Origin of the sequence: Nocardia sp. CA-084685, assembly GCF_050955785.1 — a bacterium.
In the GTDB taxonomy this organism is placed as follows: Bacteria; Actinomycetota; Actinomycetes; order Mycobacteriales; family Mycobacteriaceae; genus Nocardia.
Genome location: NZ_CP192094.1, coordinates 4,748,030 through 4,764,044, shown reverse-complemented (window position 1 = coordinate 4,764,044; position 16,015 = coordinate 4,748,030). Strand labels below are relative to the sequence as shown.

The 16,015-nt window shown below is 65.4% G+C and carries 14 protein-coding genes; 7 read left to right on the top strand and 7 right to left on the bottom strand.

Annotated features, from left to right (window positions below; all coding sequences use genetic code 11):
* The first annotated feature begins 82 nt into the window (after nucleotides 1-82).
* On the top strand, nucleotides 83-1,549 hold the full coding sequence (locus ACQP2U_RS21600; protein WP_433709135.1) for an MDR family MFS transporter: 1,467 nt from the start codon (nucleotides 83-85) through the stop codon (nucleotides 1,547-1,549).
* A 186-nt stretch (nucleotides 1,550-1,735) separates the two neighbouring features.
* Here the strand turns inward: ACQP2U_RS21600 and ACQP2U_RS21595 are convergent, their stop codons facing one another.
* Both ACQP2U_RS21595 and ACQP2U_RS21590 read right to left on the bottom strand, forming a co-directional pair.
* Nucleotides 1,736-3,214 (bottom strand): aldehyde dehydrogenase, encoded by a 1,479-nt coding sequence (locus ACQP2U_RS21595; RefSeq protein WP_433709134.1) that lies wholly within the window; start codon nucleotides 3,212-3,214, stop codon nucleotides 1,736-1,738.
* A 222-nt stretch (nucleotides 3,215-3,436) separates the two neighbouring features.
* On the bottom strand, nucleotides 3,437-4,417 hold the full coding sequence (locus ACQP2U_RS21590; RefSeq protein WP_433716326.1) for a LysR family transcriptional regulator: 981 nt from the start codon (nucleotides 4,415-4,417) through the stop codon (nucleotides 3,437-3,439).
* Between the two features lie 111 nt (nucleotides 4,418-4,528).
* Here ACQP2U_RS21590 and ACQP2U_RS21585 point away from each other — a divergent pair, with 111 nt between their 5' ends.
* Genes ACQP2U_RS21585 through ACQP2U_RS21575 form a run of 3 tightly spaced genes read left to right on the top strand, consistent with a single transcriptional unit; the run spans nucleotide 4,529 to nucleotide 7,694 of the window.
* Nucleotides 4,529-5,683 (top strand): acyl-CoA dehydrogenase family protein, encoded by a 1,155-nt coding sequence (locus tag ACQP2U_RS21585; RefSeq protein ID WP_433716325.1) that lies wholly within the window; start codon nucleotides 4,529-4,531, stop codon nucleotides 5,681-5,683.
* Between the two features lie 26 nt (nucleotides 5,684-5,709).
* The gene (locus ACQP2U_RS21580) at nucleotides 5,710-6,873 is read left to right on the top strand and encodes a CaiB/BaiF CoA transferase family protein (protein WP_433716324.1); all 1,164 of its coding nucleotides are present in this window, start codon (nucleotides 5,710-5,712) and stop codon (nucleotides 6,871-6,873) included.
* Complete coding sequence (locus ACQP2U_RS21575; RefSeq protein WP_433716323.1) at nucleotides 6,870-7,694, top strand: mesaconyl-C4 CoA hydratase; 825 nt, start codon at nucleotides 6,870-6,872, stop codon at nucleotides 7,692-7,694. The genes ACQP2U_RS21580 and ACQP2U_RS21575 overlap by 4 nt, the downstream gene beginning before the upstream one ends.
* 196 nt (nucleotides 7,695-7,890) lie before the next feature.
* Here the strand turns inward: ACQP2U_RS21575 and ACQP2U_RS21570 are convergent, their stop codons facing one another.
* Nucleotides 7,891-8,226 carry a histone-like nucleoid-structuring protein Lsr2 gene (locus ACQP2U_RS21570; protein WP_433716322.1) on the bottom strand — a complete coding sequence of 112 codons (336 nt, stop codon included), beginning with the start codon at nucleotides 8,224-8,226 and terminating at the stop codon, nucleotides 7,891-7,893.
* Between the two features lie 396 nt (nucleotides 8,227-8,622).
* Here ACQP2U_RS21570 and ACQP2U_RS21565 point away from each other — a divergent pair, with 396 nt between their 5' ends.
* The gene (locus ACQP2U_RS21565) at nucleotides 8,623-9,375 is read left to right on the top strand and encodes a ParA family protein (RefSeq protein ID WP_433716544.1); all 753 of its coding nucleotides are present in this window, start codon (nucleotides 8,623-8,625) and stop codon (nucleotides 9,373-9,375) included.
* A gap of 144 nt (nucleotides 9,376-9,519) precedes the next feature.
* On the opposite strand, the gene ACQP2U_RS21560 is transcribed toward ACQP2U_RS21565, so the two are convergent.
* Nucleotides 9,520-10,536, bottom strand: a complete 1,017-nt coding sequence (locus ACQP2U_RS21560; protein ID WP_433716321.1) for an alpha/beta hydrolase — start codon at nucleotides 10,534-10,536, stop codon at nucleotides 9,520-9,522.
* A gap of 195 nt (nucleotides 10,537-10,731) precedes the next feature.
* Nucleotides 10,732-11,379 (bottom strand): hypothetical protein, encoded by a 648-nt coding sequence (locus ACQP2U_RS21555; RefSeq protein WP_433716320.1) that lies wholly within the window; start codon nucleotides 11,377-11,379, stop codon nucleotides 10,732-10,734.
* A 386-nt stretch (nucleotides 11,380-11,765) separates the two neighbouring features.
* On the opposite strand from ACQP2U_RS21555, the gene ACQP2U_RS21550 reads away from it, so the two are divergent.
* Both ACQP2U_RS21550 and ACQP2U_RS21545 read left to right on the top strand, forming a co-directional pair.
* On the top strand, nucleotides 11,766-12,800 hold the full coding sequence (locus tag ACQP2U_RS21550; protein ID WP_433716319.1) for a PucR family transcriptional regulator: 1,035 nt from the start codon (nucleotides 11,766-11,768) through the stop codon (nucleotides 12,798-12,800).
* A gap of 138 nt (nucleotides 12,801-12,938) precedes the next feature.
* Nucleotides 12,939-13,850: a serine/threonine-protein kinase gene (locus ACQP2U_RS21545; RefSeq protein ID WP_433716318.1), complete on the top strand. Its 912-nt coding sequence runs from the start codon at nucleotides 12,939-12,941 to the stop codon at nucleotides 13,848-13,850.
* A 53-nt stretch (nucleotides 13,851-13,903) separates the two neighbouring features.
* Here ACQP2U_RS21545 and ACQP2U_RS21540 read toward each other — a convergent pair whose 3' ends face one another.
* Both ACQP2U_RS21540 and ACQP2U_RS21535 read right to left on the bottom strand, forming a co-directional pair.
* A complete protein-coding gene (locus ACQP2U_RS21540) occupies nucleotides 13,904-14,806 on the bottom strand; it encodes an alpha/beta fold hydrolase (protein ID WP_433716317.1) in 903 nt (300 codons plus the stop codon).
* A 32-nt stretch (nucleotides 14,807-14,838) separates the two neighbouring features.
* Nucleotides 14,839-15,771: an undecaprenyl-diphosphate phosphatase gene (locus ACQP2U_RS21535; RefSeq protein ID WP_433716316.1), complete on the bottom strand. Its 933-nt coding sequence runs from the start codon at nucleotides 15,769-15,771 to the stop codon at nucleotides 14,839-14,841.
* Between the last annotated feature and the right edge of the window lie 244 nt (nucleotides 15,772-16,015).

The following is a 16,015-nucleotide window of genomic DNA, read 5'->3' as shown; positions in this document are numbered from 1 at the left end:
CGTCTCAACCACTGTGGCGCGATCCGATGAATCGGTAACGCGCCACACGCAACCCCATCGAGACGCTCCGGAGGTACACCCGATGTCAGCCGAACTTTCCGCCCCCGCCTCGGGAGGGCGGACGCCGACCGTCATCCGGGTACTGGTACTCGCGACCTTCGTGGTGATCCTGAACGAGACCATCATGATCAACGCGATCCCTCGTCTGATGGCCGACCTCGAGGTCACCGAGCGGGCGGCGCAATGGGTGTCCACCGCGTTCATGTTGACGATGGCCGCGGTCATCCCGACCACCGGCTGGTTCCTGCAGCGGGTTTCGACCAGACGAGCCTATGCGGTGGCGATGGGAGTCTTCCTGGCCGGTACCGCGCTATCGGCCGTCGCGCCGTCGTTCGCGGTGCTGCTGCTCGGACGGATCATCCAGGCGGGCGGTACCGCGATAATGATGCCGCTGCTGATGACCACACTCATGACCGTTGTGCCCGAACAGGACCGCGGCCGGGTGATGGGCAATGTCACCCTCGCCATTTCGGTGGCGCCCGCACTCGGCCCGGTGGTCTCCGGGATGGTGCTCCAGATCGGCTCGTGGCGTTGGCTTTTCGTACTTGTCCTGCCGATCACCGCGGTCGTCACCTGGCTGGGCCTGCGTCGGCTGGAGAATGTCGGTGAACCGCAAGCCGGGGCGATCGACTGGTCCAGCGTGGTGTTCGCCGCGCTCGGGTTCGGTGGGCTGGTATTCGGGCTCAGCCGTTTCGAGAGTGACAACTACACCAGCCCGGCCCTGATCGTCGCCGCGGGTTCGGCCCTCATCGCCGTATTCGTCTTCCGTCAGCTGCGGCTGCAGCGCATCGGCACCCCGTTGCTGGATCTGCGAGTCCTGCTGTCCGGCACCTACACGAAGGCGCTGGTGCTGATGTCGGTCGCGTTCATGGCGATGCTCGGCTCGATGATCCTGCTGCCGCTGTATCTGCAGAACCTGCGCGGTCTGAGCCCATTGCAGACCGGGCTGCTGGTGATGCCGGGTGGGCTGGCGATGGGTCTGCTCGGGCCGACGGTCGGCCGTCTGTTCGACCGGTTCGGTGGACGGGTTCTGGTCATTCCCGGATCGCTCGGAATCGCCGCGGCATTGGCCGGATTCACCCAGATCTCGATGTCCATGCCGTACTGGCAGCTGCTGGTACTGCACATCCTGCTCATGGTGTCGCTGGCCGCCGCCTTCACCCCGGTCTTCACCCTCGGGCTCGGCGCGCTTCCGCAGCACTTGTACTCGCACGGCAGCTCGATGCTCGGCACGCTGCAGCAGGTCGCCGCAGCCTTCGGCACCGCCCTGGTGGTAACGGTGATGTCGGCCCGCAGCACCGGACTCGTCGCCGACGGCACCGACCCCGTCACGGCCCACCTCGCCGGCATGCGCCTGGCCTTCCTGGTCTCCGCCGCTCTGGCACTGGTCGTGATCGTCATGGCTGTGCTGCTGCCGAGCCGGGCGGCTGCGGTCCCTGAGGATGCCGAGGAAGTCGACACCGCAGTGCCCGAACTGGTCAAGAGCTGACCACATGGCACATGAACTCCGCCAGTCTGCCGTCCGCGTGAACAAAAATCCTGTGGTCCAAGGGATCTGGCGTCATCCCGCATCACCACTCAGTGGCCCAGCCGTGCTCGGAAGAAGGACATCCGTCGCCTTCTCAAACAACGGCTACTGCGACGCCATGTCGGATCGGCGACAGGCCTTGGCGGATCAGCGGATTACGAAGGGATTTCCCACGGGCGCACCGGAGTTGATCCAGACCGTCTTGGTTTCGAGATATTCCCGGACGGCGTCGATACCGTTTTCCCGGCCGATTCCGGAATCCTTGAATCCGCCGAACGGTGCCATGAAACTGACCGCACGATAGGTGTTCACCCACACGGTGCCCGAGCGAATGCGTTCGGCCATGCGTAGTGCACGGCCGATATCACTGGTCCAGACGCCCGCACCGAGGCCGAAGCGGACATCGTTGGCGAGGGCGACGGCATCGTCCTCGGCGCGAAACGGAATGACGGCGAGCACGGGGCCGAAGACTTCTTCTTGGGCGATGCGCATCCGATTGTCGACGCCGGTGAAGATGGTCGGTTCGATGAACCAGCCATTGCCACATTCCGGGCGCGTCGCAACGGCACCTCCCAAAGCCAGTGTGGCGCCGTCCTGTTCGGCGATCCGGAGGTAGTCCAGCACCTTCGTGTATTGCGCGGGCGTGGTGATCGGGCCGACTTGGGTGTCCTCGGACATGGGGTCGCCCATGCGGGCGGTGTGCGCGAGTTCCACTACGCGCGCGACGAATTCGTCGTGAATACTGTCCTGGACCAGCAGGCGCGATCCGGCGATACAGGTTTGTCCGGTGGCGGCGAAGATGCCGGATACGACACCGTTGACGGCGGCGTCGAGATCGGCATCGGCGAATACGATATTCGGGGATTTACCGCCCAGTTCGAGACTGACGTGCTTGAGATCGCGGGCCGCGGCCTCATTGATCCGGCGCCCGGTGAAATCGGATCCGGTGAAGGTGATCTTGCGGACCAGTGGGTGCTCCACGAGCGGTGTGCCGACGTCGGCGCCGAAGCCGGTCACCACATTGATCACCCCTGGCGGCACTCCGGCCGCATGGAACAGTCTGATCAGTTCGAGCGTGGAGGCGGAGGTGAATTCCGACGGTTTGATCACCACGGTGCAGCCTGCGGCCAAGGCGGGGGCCAGTTTCCAGGTCAGTAGCATCAGTGGGGAGTTCCACGGCGTGATGATGCCGACGACACCGACGGGCTCTTGGCGCGTGTATGCGAAGTAGCCCTTCTTGTCCAGCGGCAGCACCGTTCCCTCGATCTTGTCGGCCAGTCCGCCGTAGTAGTAGAACCACTGCGGCAGATAGCTGAGCTGGCCATACATTTCGGCGAATAATTTGCCGTTGTCGCGGACCTCGAGCTCGGCCAGTCGGTGCGCATGCTCGGCGAGGGTGTCACCCAGGCGGCGCAACAGTGCGCCGCGAGCGCTCGCGGTGAGTTCCGGCCACGGGCCGCTGGTAAAGGCCCGGTGCGCGGCCCGCACCGCGACGTCGACATCCTCGGTTCCGCCTTCGGCGATTTGAGCCCATGGTTCGCCCAGATACGGGTTGTCGGTGGGGAACCATTCACCGCTGATCGGCTCGTGGTCGTGTCCGTCGATGAACATCGGATACTGCTGCATGGCGAACCTCGGTGTCAGAAGGTGGCGTAGCCGACTAGGATCCGGGCTCCGTTGTCGTCGACGACGCCGCCGGTCCGATCCATCGGGTGGACTCCATATTCGGGCCGGCTACCTGCCCGATCATGGGTGATGATCGACATGGTTGAGAAATAAAAAGAATTGATGCCCATATCGTCTGGCGTCATACGTCGCTGGTTCTGGACGTGCTGGACGCCGAACGGGTCATGGTGAATAGTCGGTTCGGCTGCGCAATCGATCCGCGGTGCCTTCGCTGCGGTCGATGAGTTGGGCCGCAGGCCAATGCCCCGCTGCTACGGCGGCGCGTACCTGGCGGATGAGCTCGGCCGCAACGACTTCGGCGGCAGCGGGAACGCGACCGGTCCGCGGCATACCGAGGACGATCAGTCGCCAGACCTCCGGTTCGCGCAGCGGTGCGGCGCTGAGCGTGCCATTGGCGACATCGTCGGCGATGCCGACGCCGGGCAGAATCGTCCAGCCGTGGCCACCGAGTACCAGCAGTTTCTGTAGACGCAGCGAATTGGTCTGGACGGTCACGTTGAAACTCACCTGCGTCTGCGCGACGGCGCCGTCGATCAGGGCGCGCAGCGCGTGCCCGGGCGCTGGCATCACCATCGGATGGGTCGCGACCTCGGCCAGGGTGACGGGACGTTCGGCATGTAGGTCGTCGCTCGGTGGCGCGACCACCCAGAGTCGTTCCCGCGCAAGCGGTTCGACATTGAGCGACGGTGTGCTGGTCAGATTGTACAGCAGGCTCAGGTCCAGATCGCCGTCGTCGAGCCAGCGCTGCAGATGACCGGAATAGCCGGTGAGCACACGCAATTCGATGCCAGGATGATCGCGCGCGAGCGCCGAGACAAGTGGTTCGGTCAAGAGGTCGGCAGCGCTCTCCAACAGGCCGACGCTGACCACCCCGGTGACGACACCGGGCGCCGGTCGAAGTTCGGCGCGGGCACGATCGAGTTCGTGTAGCGCCCGCCGCGCCCGCTCGACCATGACAGTTCCGGCGTCCGTCGGGCGCATACCCTGCCGGGTGCGCTCGAACAGCGCGACACCGAGCTCATGTTCGAGCATGCGAATCTGCCGGGTCACGGCGGGTTGAACCAGGTGTAGCAACTCCGCGGCCTTGGTGACGCTACCGACCTCGGCCACCGTGACCATGGCCTTCAACTGCTTGAAGTCCATCCGTAACTCCTGCATATCGCGAGCTGGCATAGTGATATCAGAACTCGGCATTTCACCCAGGCCTGTATTAGCTCTCATGATGGTAGTGCCGGAGTGTCGAGAGGATGTCGTATGGACGAGCTGAACGAGGAGGAATCCGCGATCGTCGCGGTGGTGCGTGATTTCGTGGATCGGGAAGTCAAACCGGTCGCGCAGGAACTCGACCATACGAACACCTACCCGGAGAAGCTGATCGATCAGATGAAGCAGCTCGGGATCTACGGGTTGGCCATCCCGGAACCCTGGGGCGAGTCCAAGGTGTCCACACCGTGCTACGCCGCCGTCACCGAGGAGCTCTCGCGCGGCTGGATGAGCTTGGCGGGGGCGATGGGCGGTCACACTGTGGTCGCAAAACTATTGCTGGACTATGGAACTCGCGAGCAGAAGGACAGGTACCTGCCTCGGATGGCCACCGGCGAGCTGCGCGCGACCATGGCGCTGACCGAACCGGGAGGCGGATCGGATCTGCAGTCGATGCGCACAACCGCGCGCCGGGTCGGCGACGACTACATAGTCAACGGCTCCAAGACCTGGATCAGCAATGCCCGCCGGTCGGATCTGGTCGCCCTGCTGTGCAAGACGGATCCGACCGCCGAACCCGCGCACCGGGGTATCAGCATTCTGCTGGTGGAAAAGGGCCCCGGATTCACGGTATCGCGAGATATGCCCAAACTCGGCTACAAGGGCGTCGAGAGCTGTGAGCTGAGCTTTGCCGATATGCGGGTGCCCGTATCGGCTGTGCTCGGCGGGGTCGAGGGTGCTGGATTCGCGCAGATGATGCGCGGTCTGGAGGTCGGGCGCATTCAGGTGGCCGCCCGCGCGCTCGGTGTCGGTCAGGCCGCGCTGGAGGACTCGATTCGCTATGCCCAGTACCGGGAGAGCTTCGGTAAGCCGATCTGGCAGCACCAGTCTGTCGGCAACTATCTCGCCGATATGGCGACGAAACTGACCGCCGCCCGCCAGTTGGTGCACTACGCCGCGCGTCGCTACGACTCGGGGGAGCGCGCCGACATGGAAGCCGGTATGGCGAAACTGTTCGCCTCGGAGACCGCCATGGAGATCGCGCTCAATGCCGTGCGCGTACATGGAGGCTACGGATATTCGACCGAATTCGATGTGGAACGCTACTTCCGCGACGCACCGCTGATGATTGTCGGTGAGGGCACCAATGAGATCCAGCGCGGTGTGATCGCCCGCCAGCTGATCAGTCGTAATCGGATCAACTGAGCACCGACTTTCCCGGAAGGCACCGCATGCGCCGCCCTCTCGAAGACATCACCGTCGTCGCGGTCGAACAGGCCGTTGCCGCGCCGTTCGCGACCCGCCAGCTCGCCGACCTCGGTGCTCGCGTTATCAAGATCGAACGACCTGGTAGCGGCGATTTCGCCCGACGCTACGACAAAACCGTCCACGGAGAGTCGAGCTATTTCGTGTGGCTCAATCGGGGCAAGGAGAGCATCGAACTCGATGTCAAGGATCGCGCCGACCGTCGGCTACTCGATGCGATGATCGCCCGAGCGGACATATTCGTGCAGAACCTGGTCCCCGGTGCCGCCGAACGGCTCGGACTCGATGCCGAGACGTTGCGCGCGGCCCGGCCCGAGCTGATCCACTGCTCGATCTCCGGGTATGGACCCGACGGCCCGTACCGGTCGAAGAAGGCCTACGACCTGTTGTTGCAATGCGAGACCGGGCTCGTGATGTCAACGGGCACACCGGAAGTACCAGCCAAGGCGGGGTCCTCGATCGCCGATATCGCCACCGGTATGTATGCCTACAGTGGCATCCTCACCGCGCTCTACGATCGGGCGCGCACGGGTGTCGGGGCGAGTCTGCACGTCGCGATGATCGATGCGCTCGGGGAGTGGATGAGCCAACCGGCCTACTTCTCCCGCTACGGCGACGAACCGCCGCGCCGCAGTGCAGCCAAACATCCATCGATCTCGCCATACGGCCCTTACCGCACCGGCGACGGCACCGTATTCCTCGGTATCCAGAATGAGCGCGAATGGACCGCGCTGTGCGAAACCGTGCTCGGACGTTGCGACCTGATCGACGATCCGCGGTTCGTGACCAATACCGATCGGGTGGAACACGACGGGGAGTTGACCGCGTTGCTGGAGCAGGTGTTCGCCGCAACCGGTACCGATGAGGTCATCGAGCTGCTGGAACAGGCCGGTATCGCGAATGCGCGGTTGCGCACACCGGCCGAGTTCACCGAGCATCCGCAGCTCCTTGCCCGTGATCGCCTGCGGCCGGTGGATACACCCGGTGGGGTGATGCAGGCCATGCTGCCACCGGTAGTGGCTGGTTGGGAACCGGCGATGGGTGCCGTGCCTCGGATGGGGGAGCACACCGCGGCTATACGAGCGGAATTCACACCAGCAGAACATGTTTCGGAGGAGAAGCTGGTATGACCGAGGTGGTCGAACGCACCGAATTGCTGCTGCCCGCTCCAGCGGAGGCCTTGAGCGGGCTGCTCGGTGTGCCGCTGCCCGATCTGGACAAGGGACTACCGCTGCTGTGGCACTGGATCTATCTACTCGAACGCCCCGCGCAGGCGGATCTGGGGGCCGATGGTCACCCGGTTCGCCATACCGTTCCGGAGCCGCCGGGTCTCGGTCGACGTCGGATGTGGGCCGGTGGGCAGGTGCGCACGCGCGGGGCGCTGGTATGTGGTGAACCGGCGACGAAACGTACGAAAGTGCTAGCCACAGCAGAGAAACAGGGACGCAGCGGCGCGTTGACCTTCGTCGCGGTCGGCCACCAGATTCTGCAGGGCGATCGGATCGTGGTGGACGAACGGCAGGATATCGTCTACCGCGACGCCGTCGAACCGAGCCGACGATCCAGCGAACCGGATCCGAGCCAGGACGCGATAGTGCCTCCGGCCGAAGACGAATGGGCCATCGATACCTCCCCGACCCTGCTGTTCCGATACTCCGCGCTCACCTACAACGGCCACCGCATCCACTACGACCGCGACTATGCCCGCGAGGTCGAGGGGTATCCGGGTCTGCTCGTGCACGGTCCATTGCAGGCGACGGCCATGGCCGAAGCCGCCCGAGCCCGCGGATACGCCGGTGATCAGGTCTTCGACTATCGGTTGCGGGCACCGCTGTTCGACCACCAGGGATTGGTGGTTTCAGCGACTCCGCTCGAAGGCGCTCTCGTGACCGTCGCGCGGGATGGTTTCGGACGGCAAACAGCAACCGGGACTTTGCGTCCCGCCGACTGAGGACGTCAGCGACAGGATTGGCCTGCCCGACGATTCGGCCGCGGTAAACGGTCGGCGCGGCGAGAAACAGATTGACGCGGCCGCCCGGGGTGGACGACCTGGTTGGCCCCGCACCGCTGTTTGCTCGCGAATCCGCGATTCGCCGCAGTGCTCCGACGAGCGACGCGGGACCTCTCTTCCAGCGTCGTAAGCGCGGTTAGGCGTTGGCCTTCTCGTACGCTTGGGCTACCTCTGCTGAAATCCGTCCGCGGGCTGACACCGTGATGCCTTTGGCGCGGGCCCAGTCGCGGATGGCGACAGTGCGGGCGCGGTCGTTCGCCGTGCGCGAGGTCTGGCTCTTGACCCGGGCCGCGCGGCCGATTTTGCGAGCGTTCGAGGTCCAGGACTCGAAGATGCCGCGCAGTTGACCGGCGTTGGCGATGGATAGGTCGATCTCGTATTCGACGCCGTCGAGGGCGAAGGCCACTGTTTCCTCGGCAGGGGATTTGCCGTCGAAGTCATCGATGAGCGTCACAACGACCTTGCGTGCCATGGGGATTCCTTTTCGTGGTGGACAGCGGGCAGAGGATCGTGAGCAGAGGATGGTGATCATAACGACCGCCCGGACAACCCGCGAAGCTGCCCCGAATCGAGCCGGCACCTGCGCACTCGGCGGGATACCCTCCAGGCGAGACGGTTTCGACCAAACGGTCGGTTCAGTGAATTGTCAGCGATCTACGCCTTGATCCATGGTGAGCAAGGATTCATCTGGGGTTCGTTGTTCGTTCTCCGGCATGAACCGCTAATCTGGCGACATGTTGGCAAACTACCTGCGGTCAGTTGACCTGCCCGGCTCAGCGGTGGAGACGAGCCGAAGCGTTTGCGAATCGTGAGTGCGGTCAATGCATCCGAACTCTCGGTGACCCGTGCTGAAGCACAGGTCATCGCCATGTGCAATCAGAAAGGCGGCGTCGGCAAGACCACCTCGACCATCAATCTCGGCGCCGCACTGGCCGAATGCGGTCGGCGGGTGCTGCTGGTCGACCTCGATCCGCAGGGCGCGTTGTCCGCGGGGTTGGGTGCCGTACTCAATGATCTGCCGTCGACGGTATACGACCTGCTCGGGGGATCGGGAAAGCTGATCGACGAGGTGCTGATCAACACTCACGTCGAGAATGTCGATCTGCTACCGAGCAATATCGATCTGTCCGCGGCGGAGATTCGATTGGTCAACGAGGTCGGCCGGGAACATTCGCTGCGGCGGGTACTCGCCCCGATTCGAGACCGCTACGACTACATACTCATCGACTGTCAGCCATCCTTGAGCCTGCTCACCGTGAATGCGCTTGCCTGCGCGGACGGTGTGATCGTCCCGATGGAATGTGAGTTCTTCTCGCTGCGCGGGGTCGCACTGCTCACCGACACCATGGACAAGGTCCGTGACCGGCTCAACCCCGGGCTGAGCCTGTTCGGCATCGTGGTCACGATGTTCGATCAGCGCCTGCTGCATGCGCGTCAGGTACTGGCCCGGGTCGCCGAAGTGTTCGGTGACCAGGTCTACGACACGGTGATCTCGCGAACGGTCCGCTTCCCCGACGCCAGCGTTGCCGGTGAACCCATCACCACCTGGGCGCCACGATCTGCCGGCGCCGAGCAATACCGGGCCTTGGCCCGCGAGGTCATGCAGCGATCCGGCCGCTGACGCCGCGTCCACGAGGGCACGACCACGCCGCACCGGGGTAGCGTCGCCGTGCTCTGCCCATGATCGACTTCGGACGGCTCGGGCACCCGTCCACACGACGAGGCGGATCCCGGCAGCTGGCCCACGGAGTCGCCCGCAGTCGGATTATTCGGCCAAGGCTCGGCGCAGTGCCCCCGCCAGTTCGGCGTTCTGCCGCTGTGACACCTGCGCGGACAAGATCGCCTGCGAGCCATGGAACGTGCCCGGCCACTGATGCAGTTCGACCGATATCCCGGCAGCCATCAGGCGCAGTGCGTAGTCGATACCTTCGTCGCGGTTCGGGCAGAACTCCGCGGCGGCCATGTGAGCGGGTGGCAGGCCGGACAGATCGGTGGCTCGCGCCGGGGCGGCATACGGCGTGGCGGGCGTGGAACCCAGGTAGTACGCCCACATCTGCGCGACCTTGCCGCGGGTCAAGAACGGTGTATCGGTGAAATTCCGCTGCGACCACGTCAGCTGTCGGTCATCGAGTCCGGCCTGGTGGAGCAGTTGGAAGCGGATCGGCGGCCCCTGCTCGTCGCGTGCACGCAACGCCACCGCGGCCGCGAGACCCGCGCCGGAGCTGTGGCCGCCGATCGCGATGCGCGACGGATCGATGCCGAGTTCGGTTGCGTGTTCGGCGGTCCAGTTCAGCACCGCGTAAATGTCATCGTGTGCTGCAGGGAACGGATGTTCGGGGGCCAGTCGGTAGCCTACGGAGATCACGGTCGCGCCGGAGCCGTTGGCGAGCATCGTCGCCCAAGGGTGTTCGGTATCGAGATCACCCATGACGAATCCGCCGCCGTGCAGCCAGACGATGGCGCCCTGGGCCCGGTGTGGGCGATAGATCCGCACCGGCACGTCGGGATCGGCTGGGACCGTGCGGTTTTCGATCTCCAGGTGCGCGGTGTCGGTAACGGGTACCGCTGCGGCCAACTCGGCGAGCTGTTTACGCGCGGTGGGTGGGTCGGACAGGTCGGACGGCGGGAACAGTGACAGGAATGGCTCGAGTTCGGGATCCATGACAACTATCCTGGCGATCCGCCACGCGGAGATCACCCGCCAACCGTCGGGCATTTCGGCCCCGTTCCGCGACGAGCGCCGCGTATCCTCGTCCACCGTGATCCGCCGATCGTCGGACAAGCCGCGCCGAGATTGCGCTCATATGGCCTCGTCGATGCCGCGTGAGAGCGTCGCGCGGCGATCGGGGTCGCTGCGACTGCGAACGATAGCGGTGCGTTGGCGGACGGACCCAGGGGAGCGCGGCGAGCGACCTGCGCTGGAGTCGGGTCGTTCTCGCGTGATGTGGGACCCGGCCTCCACGTCGGAACCCGGACTCTACGTCGGCCTGCCGCCGAAGCCGGGCTTATCGAGCCGTGGCCGCCCCGAGGCGGCGGGCCGGTATCCGGTATCGGCGGGTTCTGGTTCGTCGACCGTGCGGCTACGGCCATCGGCCCTGGCCGCGGCTCGGGCATCGACCTCACGTCGCGCGAAGGCGATATCGCGGGCGCTACGCACCGACAATCGGCCGAGCGACGTCGCGGCGAAGAACAGGATCAGCGCACCGAGACCGTAGAAATAGGTCAGTTGCAATAGGGCGCGTTTGAGATCGGAGGTGGCGACAGGGTCGCCGACCGCGCCGATGCTCAACAGATTCGCCAGTAGTGGCCCGATGATGAACCACACGCCCGCCGCCGTCGCCAGCCAACCGCCGAAGCTCGCCACGAGACGGTTGCGGCTCGCCAACATGAGCAACCCGCCGACAATCGCGGCGCCGCCGGGCAGTACTTGGAGCCATCCGCGCGCCGCCGTCCACACCCACGGTTCGTCCGGCGTGAACGCGAAGTCGAAGGAGGGCCCGACAAACGGGATCAACGCACCCCAGATCCCCAGGAGGAGCACCGCGAGCCCGCCGAGAGCCCCTCGGCTACGGGGAATTCGCATAGTCGGCCCGCGATGGGCCGCACCGCTATCGTGAACGTCCATTTCGAAGCTCCATTCGTAAAGGTAGCTGCTCGTACCGCCTACCCCTGGCCGAGCGATATACGCACCAACACCGCAAATGGCTCGAACCCGGACACATCCGGTGCCGCACGGCCGGGTCCGGGCGGCCCGCCGGGGCCGGGGACAGTTCCCGCTGACGGAAGCGACGGCTATGACGCGTACGCCTGGCCGCCTCCGCGTCGACCCAGGCGGACGGGCGGGTCGCCGAAGGGGCGCACTGCGCGAACTCGACCCAGTACACAGGGCTAGTGCGCCTACTTCCGGCGAGGTGGCCTCTACAACTGCGGCGCCGGGTATCTACTTCGTCGGTGATCGACGGTGGCTCGACTCCGGGATCTCAGCGGACGAATTGCGGTTAGCCTCCAGACATGGATGCCTTGGTGGTCCGATTGTCGCAACTGGACGTGGAAGCGGAGGGTGCGCTGCGTGTCGTGATGTTCTACGACACCCTGATGCGCCGACGGGTGGATCTCCCGGCGCTGGCCCGAGCCTCGGCGGTCCTGGCCGAATGTGTGACCGGGATTCGGCTGCACGGCACGGGCCGAGTGATCCGATTCGCACCCGACGGCCGGGAAGTGCCAGGTCCTCCGCCGTCCGCGTCCACCACGGGACCGATCGTCCTCGACGATGAGGAGATCGGCACGGTGTGGCTGGAACGCACCGATATCTCCCGCTCGCTCGACCAATTGCTGTTGGAGCGGCTCGCCATCGCGGCGGCCGCGGTCATCGAGCGGTACGGCCCGGCGCGCACGACCATGGCCGATCCTGCGCTGGTCGAGCTTGTGATCAGCGCCGACGGTGACGAGGCGGCCCGGGCTCGGGCGTTGCGGCTCTTGGGTTTTGCCGCCGACCTGCCGGTGCGCGTCGTGGCAGTCCGGTCCCAGCTTCCACTCGACCAGGTCGGTGGTCTGATCTGTCCGGCCCGTCCGGTGAAGGCGGCACCGCTGGCCGACGTTGGCGTCATCCTGGCCACCACGGTGGACCCGACCCGGTTCCCAGCAGGCGCACGCGCGGGCACCGCAGCGGCAGATCGGCCCGACAGATCGTGGCGGCAAGCCCGCACCGCACTGCGCTTCGCCACCGCGCACAGCCCGATCGTCCACTACGACCACCTCGGGGCGTTGGCCTTGCTCGCGCAGGTACCCCAGGATGCCGTGCGCGACAACGTCGATGTCGCCGCGATCGCCCGAATGGCGAGCAACTCGGAGGATCTCGAGACACTCGATGCCTACTGTGTCACCGGTTCGCTGTGTCGGGCGGCCGAGTTGCTGCACCTGCACCACAGCAGCGTCGCCCGCCGCCTCGAACAGATCGAAAAGATGACGGGTATCGAAATGGCCGAACCCACCGGACTGCTGCGGGCTAGGCTCGCACTCACGGCATGGCGTCTGCTCGACGAGTGACATCGACCAGTGCCGCCACGTTCGATCACATTCTGCTGCCCCTGCGCGAGCGCATACCCAAGGACTGACCGCACCCGATTTCCCAGCAGCGAGAGGTTGCGCCGCCGATGCCGGGCGTCGGCGAACTACGGTATGGCGGTGGTACTGGAACCGAATGACCGGTTTGCTGGATTCGTTGTGCAGGCTCGGCTTGGTCATGGCGGTAGCAGTGATGTGTATCTGGCCGAGGATCCAGAGCGTTCGCGGCCGGTTTCGCTCAAGATTCTGAGCCCCGAGGACAGCCGGTCGCCCGAGGCGCGTGCGCGATTCGTGCACGAGTTCGACATCTTGTCGGTGCTGCGGCATCCCAATATCGTGCGGATGTACACGCATGGTGAAACCGACGGCAGGCTGTGGTCGGCGCACGAGTACGTCGCCGGCACAACGGGTTCGATATTGGTGCCGATGCCGCACCGACATCCGGACCTGGGGCGGGTGCTGCATGTGCTGGGTCGGGTCGCGGCGGGTTTGGATTTCGTGCACGCCAACGACATAGTCCATCTCGACGTCAAACCGGCGAATCTATTGGTCGGTGTGGACGATCCCGCGACCGTGAAACTCTCGGATTTCGACCAGGCCCGATGGCTGCACCAGCCCGAACCGCCCTTGGCCAGTAATGGTTTCGTGGTCGTCTCGGTGCCGTATGCCGCGCCGGAGCTGTTGCAGGCAGGCGCGGTATGCCCCGCGACGGACCAGTACGCGCTGATCTGCACGGCGATCGAACTGCTCACCGGCCGCCCGCCGTTCCCGCGCGGAAATCTCATGGCCACCGCGCAGGCCCACTTGCACGACCCGCCGCCCGATATCTCCGCGCGCCGACACTGGATCCCACCCGAGGTCGACACGATCGTGCACCGTTCGCTCGCAAAGGATCCGGGCGCCCGCTACACCACCTGTACCGAACCCATCAGCCTGCTCACCGAGGCGCTGCACGCCGCCGACGCCCGGCCACGCAATCTCTTCCTGAACCGCTTGAACGCCGCGTTCGCCCGATCGGCGCTTCGCCGGTAACGATATCGGCGGCACAGAAAAACCCGACAGCACGGGGTCGAAGCCGAGGTAGTTCATTCAGTGGGGTAGGCGAAATCGCGAATGAGGGCCGCGAGTTCGAGGGGGCGGTCGCCCTGGACCGAGTGTCCGGCGCTGTCGACGATCGCGACCTGTGCGTCGGGGCAGCGGCGGAGCAGTTCCGCGACGTCGGCGTCATCGACGACCGGTGAGCGTGCGCCGCGTACGAGTAGCAGTGGTGCTTGTACGGCGGATACGTCGTCCCACAAAGGGCCGAAGTCGAGCGATCCGTCGGCAGTGGGGCGGAGCCGGTCGTAGCGCCAGATCCAGCGGCCGTCATCCCGCTGGCGCGCATTGTGGAGAACTCCGCGCCGCAGCGACTGGACCGACCGGCCCGGATTGTGTGCGACGGTACGTTCCAGAATCTCCTCGAAGGAGCCGAAGTCGGTGGGGCCGTTGACGAATGCGACTATCGCCGCGGTCTTGTTCGGGTTGTCGCCGGTGCCCGGAGTGACGTCCACAACTATCAGGCGGCGCACCAGGTCGGGGTGGTGCGCGGCCAGTCGCAGTGCGGTGAGTCCACCGAGGGACATGCCGACGACCGCCTGCGCCTGCGGCGCCACGGTTTCCATGGCGACGGCGACCGCCTCGGCCAGCCGGTGTGGCGTGTACAGATGATCTGACCACCAGTCGGAATGGCCGTGGCCGGGCAGGTCGAGTGCGACGAGGGGGCGATCCAACGCCAGCGCCACGGTGTCCCAGGTGTGCGCATTCTGCGCGCCACCATGCAGGAGCACCAATTCCGGCCCGCCGTCACCCCAGCGCAGACCGCTGACGTGGCGACCGGAGCCGATGTCGATCGAGAACCGTTGCACCTGTGGCTGGCCGGACCAGGCCAGGCCCGCCTCGGCCGCATTCTCGGCGAACAGTCCGAATTCGTCATACGCCGGTGTCGTCATCTGAGTTCGAAACCTGTTTGTCGAAGCTGGATTCAGCTGAAGTGGATGATCGAGAGCAGTCCCACGACCAGTGAGTACGTTGCGAACGGTAGCAGGGTGCGAGTCTGGAAGTGCCGCTCCAGATAGCGAACTGCCAGCCAGGACGACGTCCCGGACACGATCGCGCCGACGAGAACCGGTCCTCGGATGCCGTCGGTCTCCGGTCCGAGCAGCTCCGGTATTTCCACGATACCGGCGCCCAGGATTGCCGGAGTGGCAAGCAGGAAGGCGAATTTGGCCGCGTGCGTGTGTTCGAGACCGCGCCACAATCCGCCGACCATGGTCAGGCCCGCGCGGCTGAATCCGGTCAGCAGGGCGCCGGCTTGGGCGAATCCGATGCCGACGGCATCGCGCTTCCCGAGGGCAGCCAGCCGCCGGTCGGTTTGGCGGGCTGGATGTGATGCGGCGGTGAGGGCGAAGCGTCGCCCGTATTCGGCCAGCGTCGGCTCGTTGCGTCGGCGCAATCCCTCACCGATTACCAATACGACGCCATTGAGAGTCAGGAAAATGGCCGCGTCGATCGGCCCCTCGAACAGTGCGTGCAGCGGATGCATGAGCAGCGGCCCGAGGATGGCGACCGGCGTGGAGGCGATCACTATCAGCCACGCCAATCGCTGCGGAACGGTATCGAGGCGCCTGGTGCGTAGCGACGTGACAAAACCGGCGATTATCGAGCACCAGTCGCGCCAGTAATACCCGAGCAACGCCACAGCGGTCGCCACGTGTAGCGCGACCACGAATGCCAGATAGGGGTTACCGGCGCCGGAGTCGTTCTGCGCCAATAACTTCCGCCAATCACCTCCCACCCATGCGGCGATCAGCACGGAGTGGCCGAGGCTGGAGATCGGGAACAGCTCGGTGACCCCCTGCACCGCGCCGATAACAGTCGCTTCAAGATAGGTGATCATCGCGGACGATTCTTGCATGTGCGCGACGGTCTTTCCGGCCGGGAGTAGCACATGCCGATTTGTCCGAATATCGGCTCCCGCAGCACCTTTCGGGAGTCGGTTCGGGCCGGACTGCTGTCCGACATCGTCCTGCGGTGTTGGCCCCGCTTCGCGCTGTCGTCGCGCCGTCGGCGGGCAGAACCGGAGTCGGCTGTGTCGTGATGCTAGAGCACGCTGCCAAGGTCACGTACGGAGAGGCCTGGGGTGCCCAGCAATTCGCCCG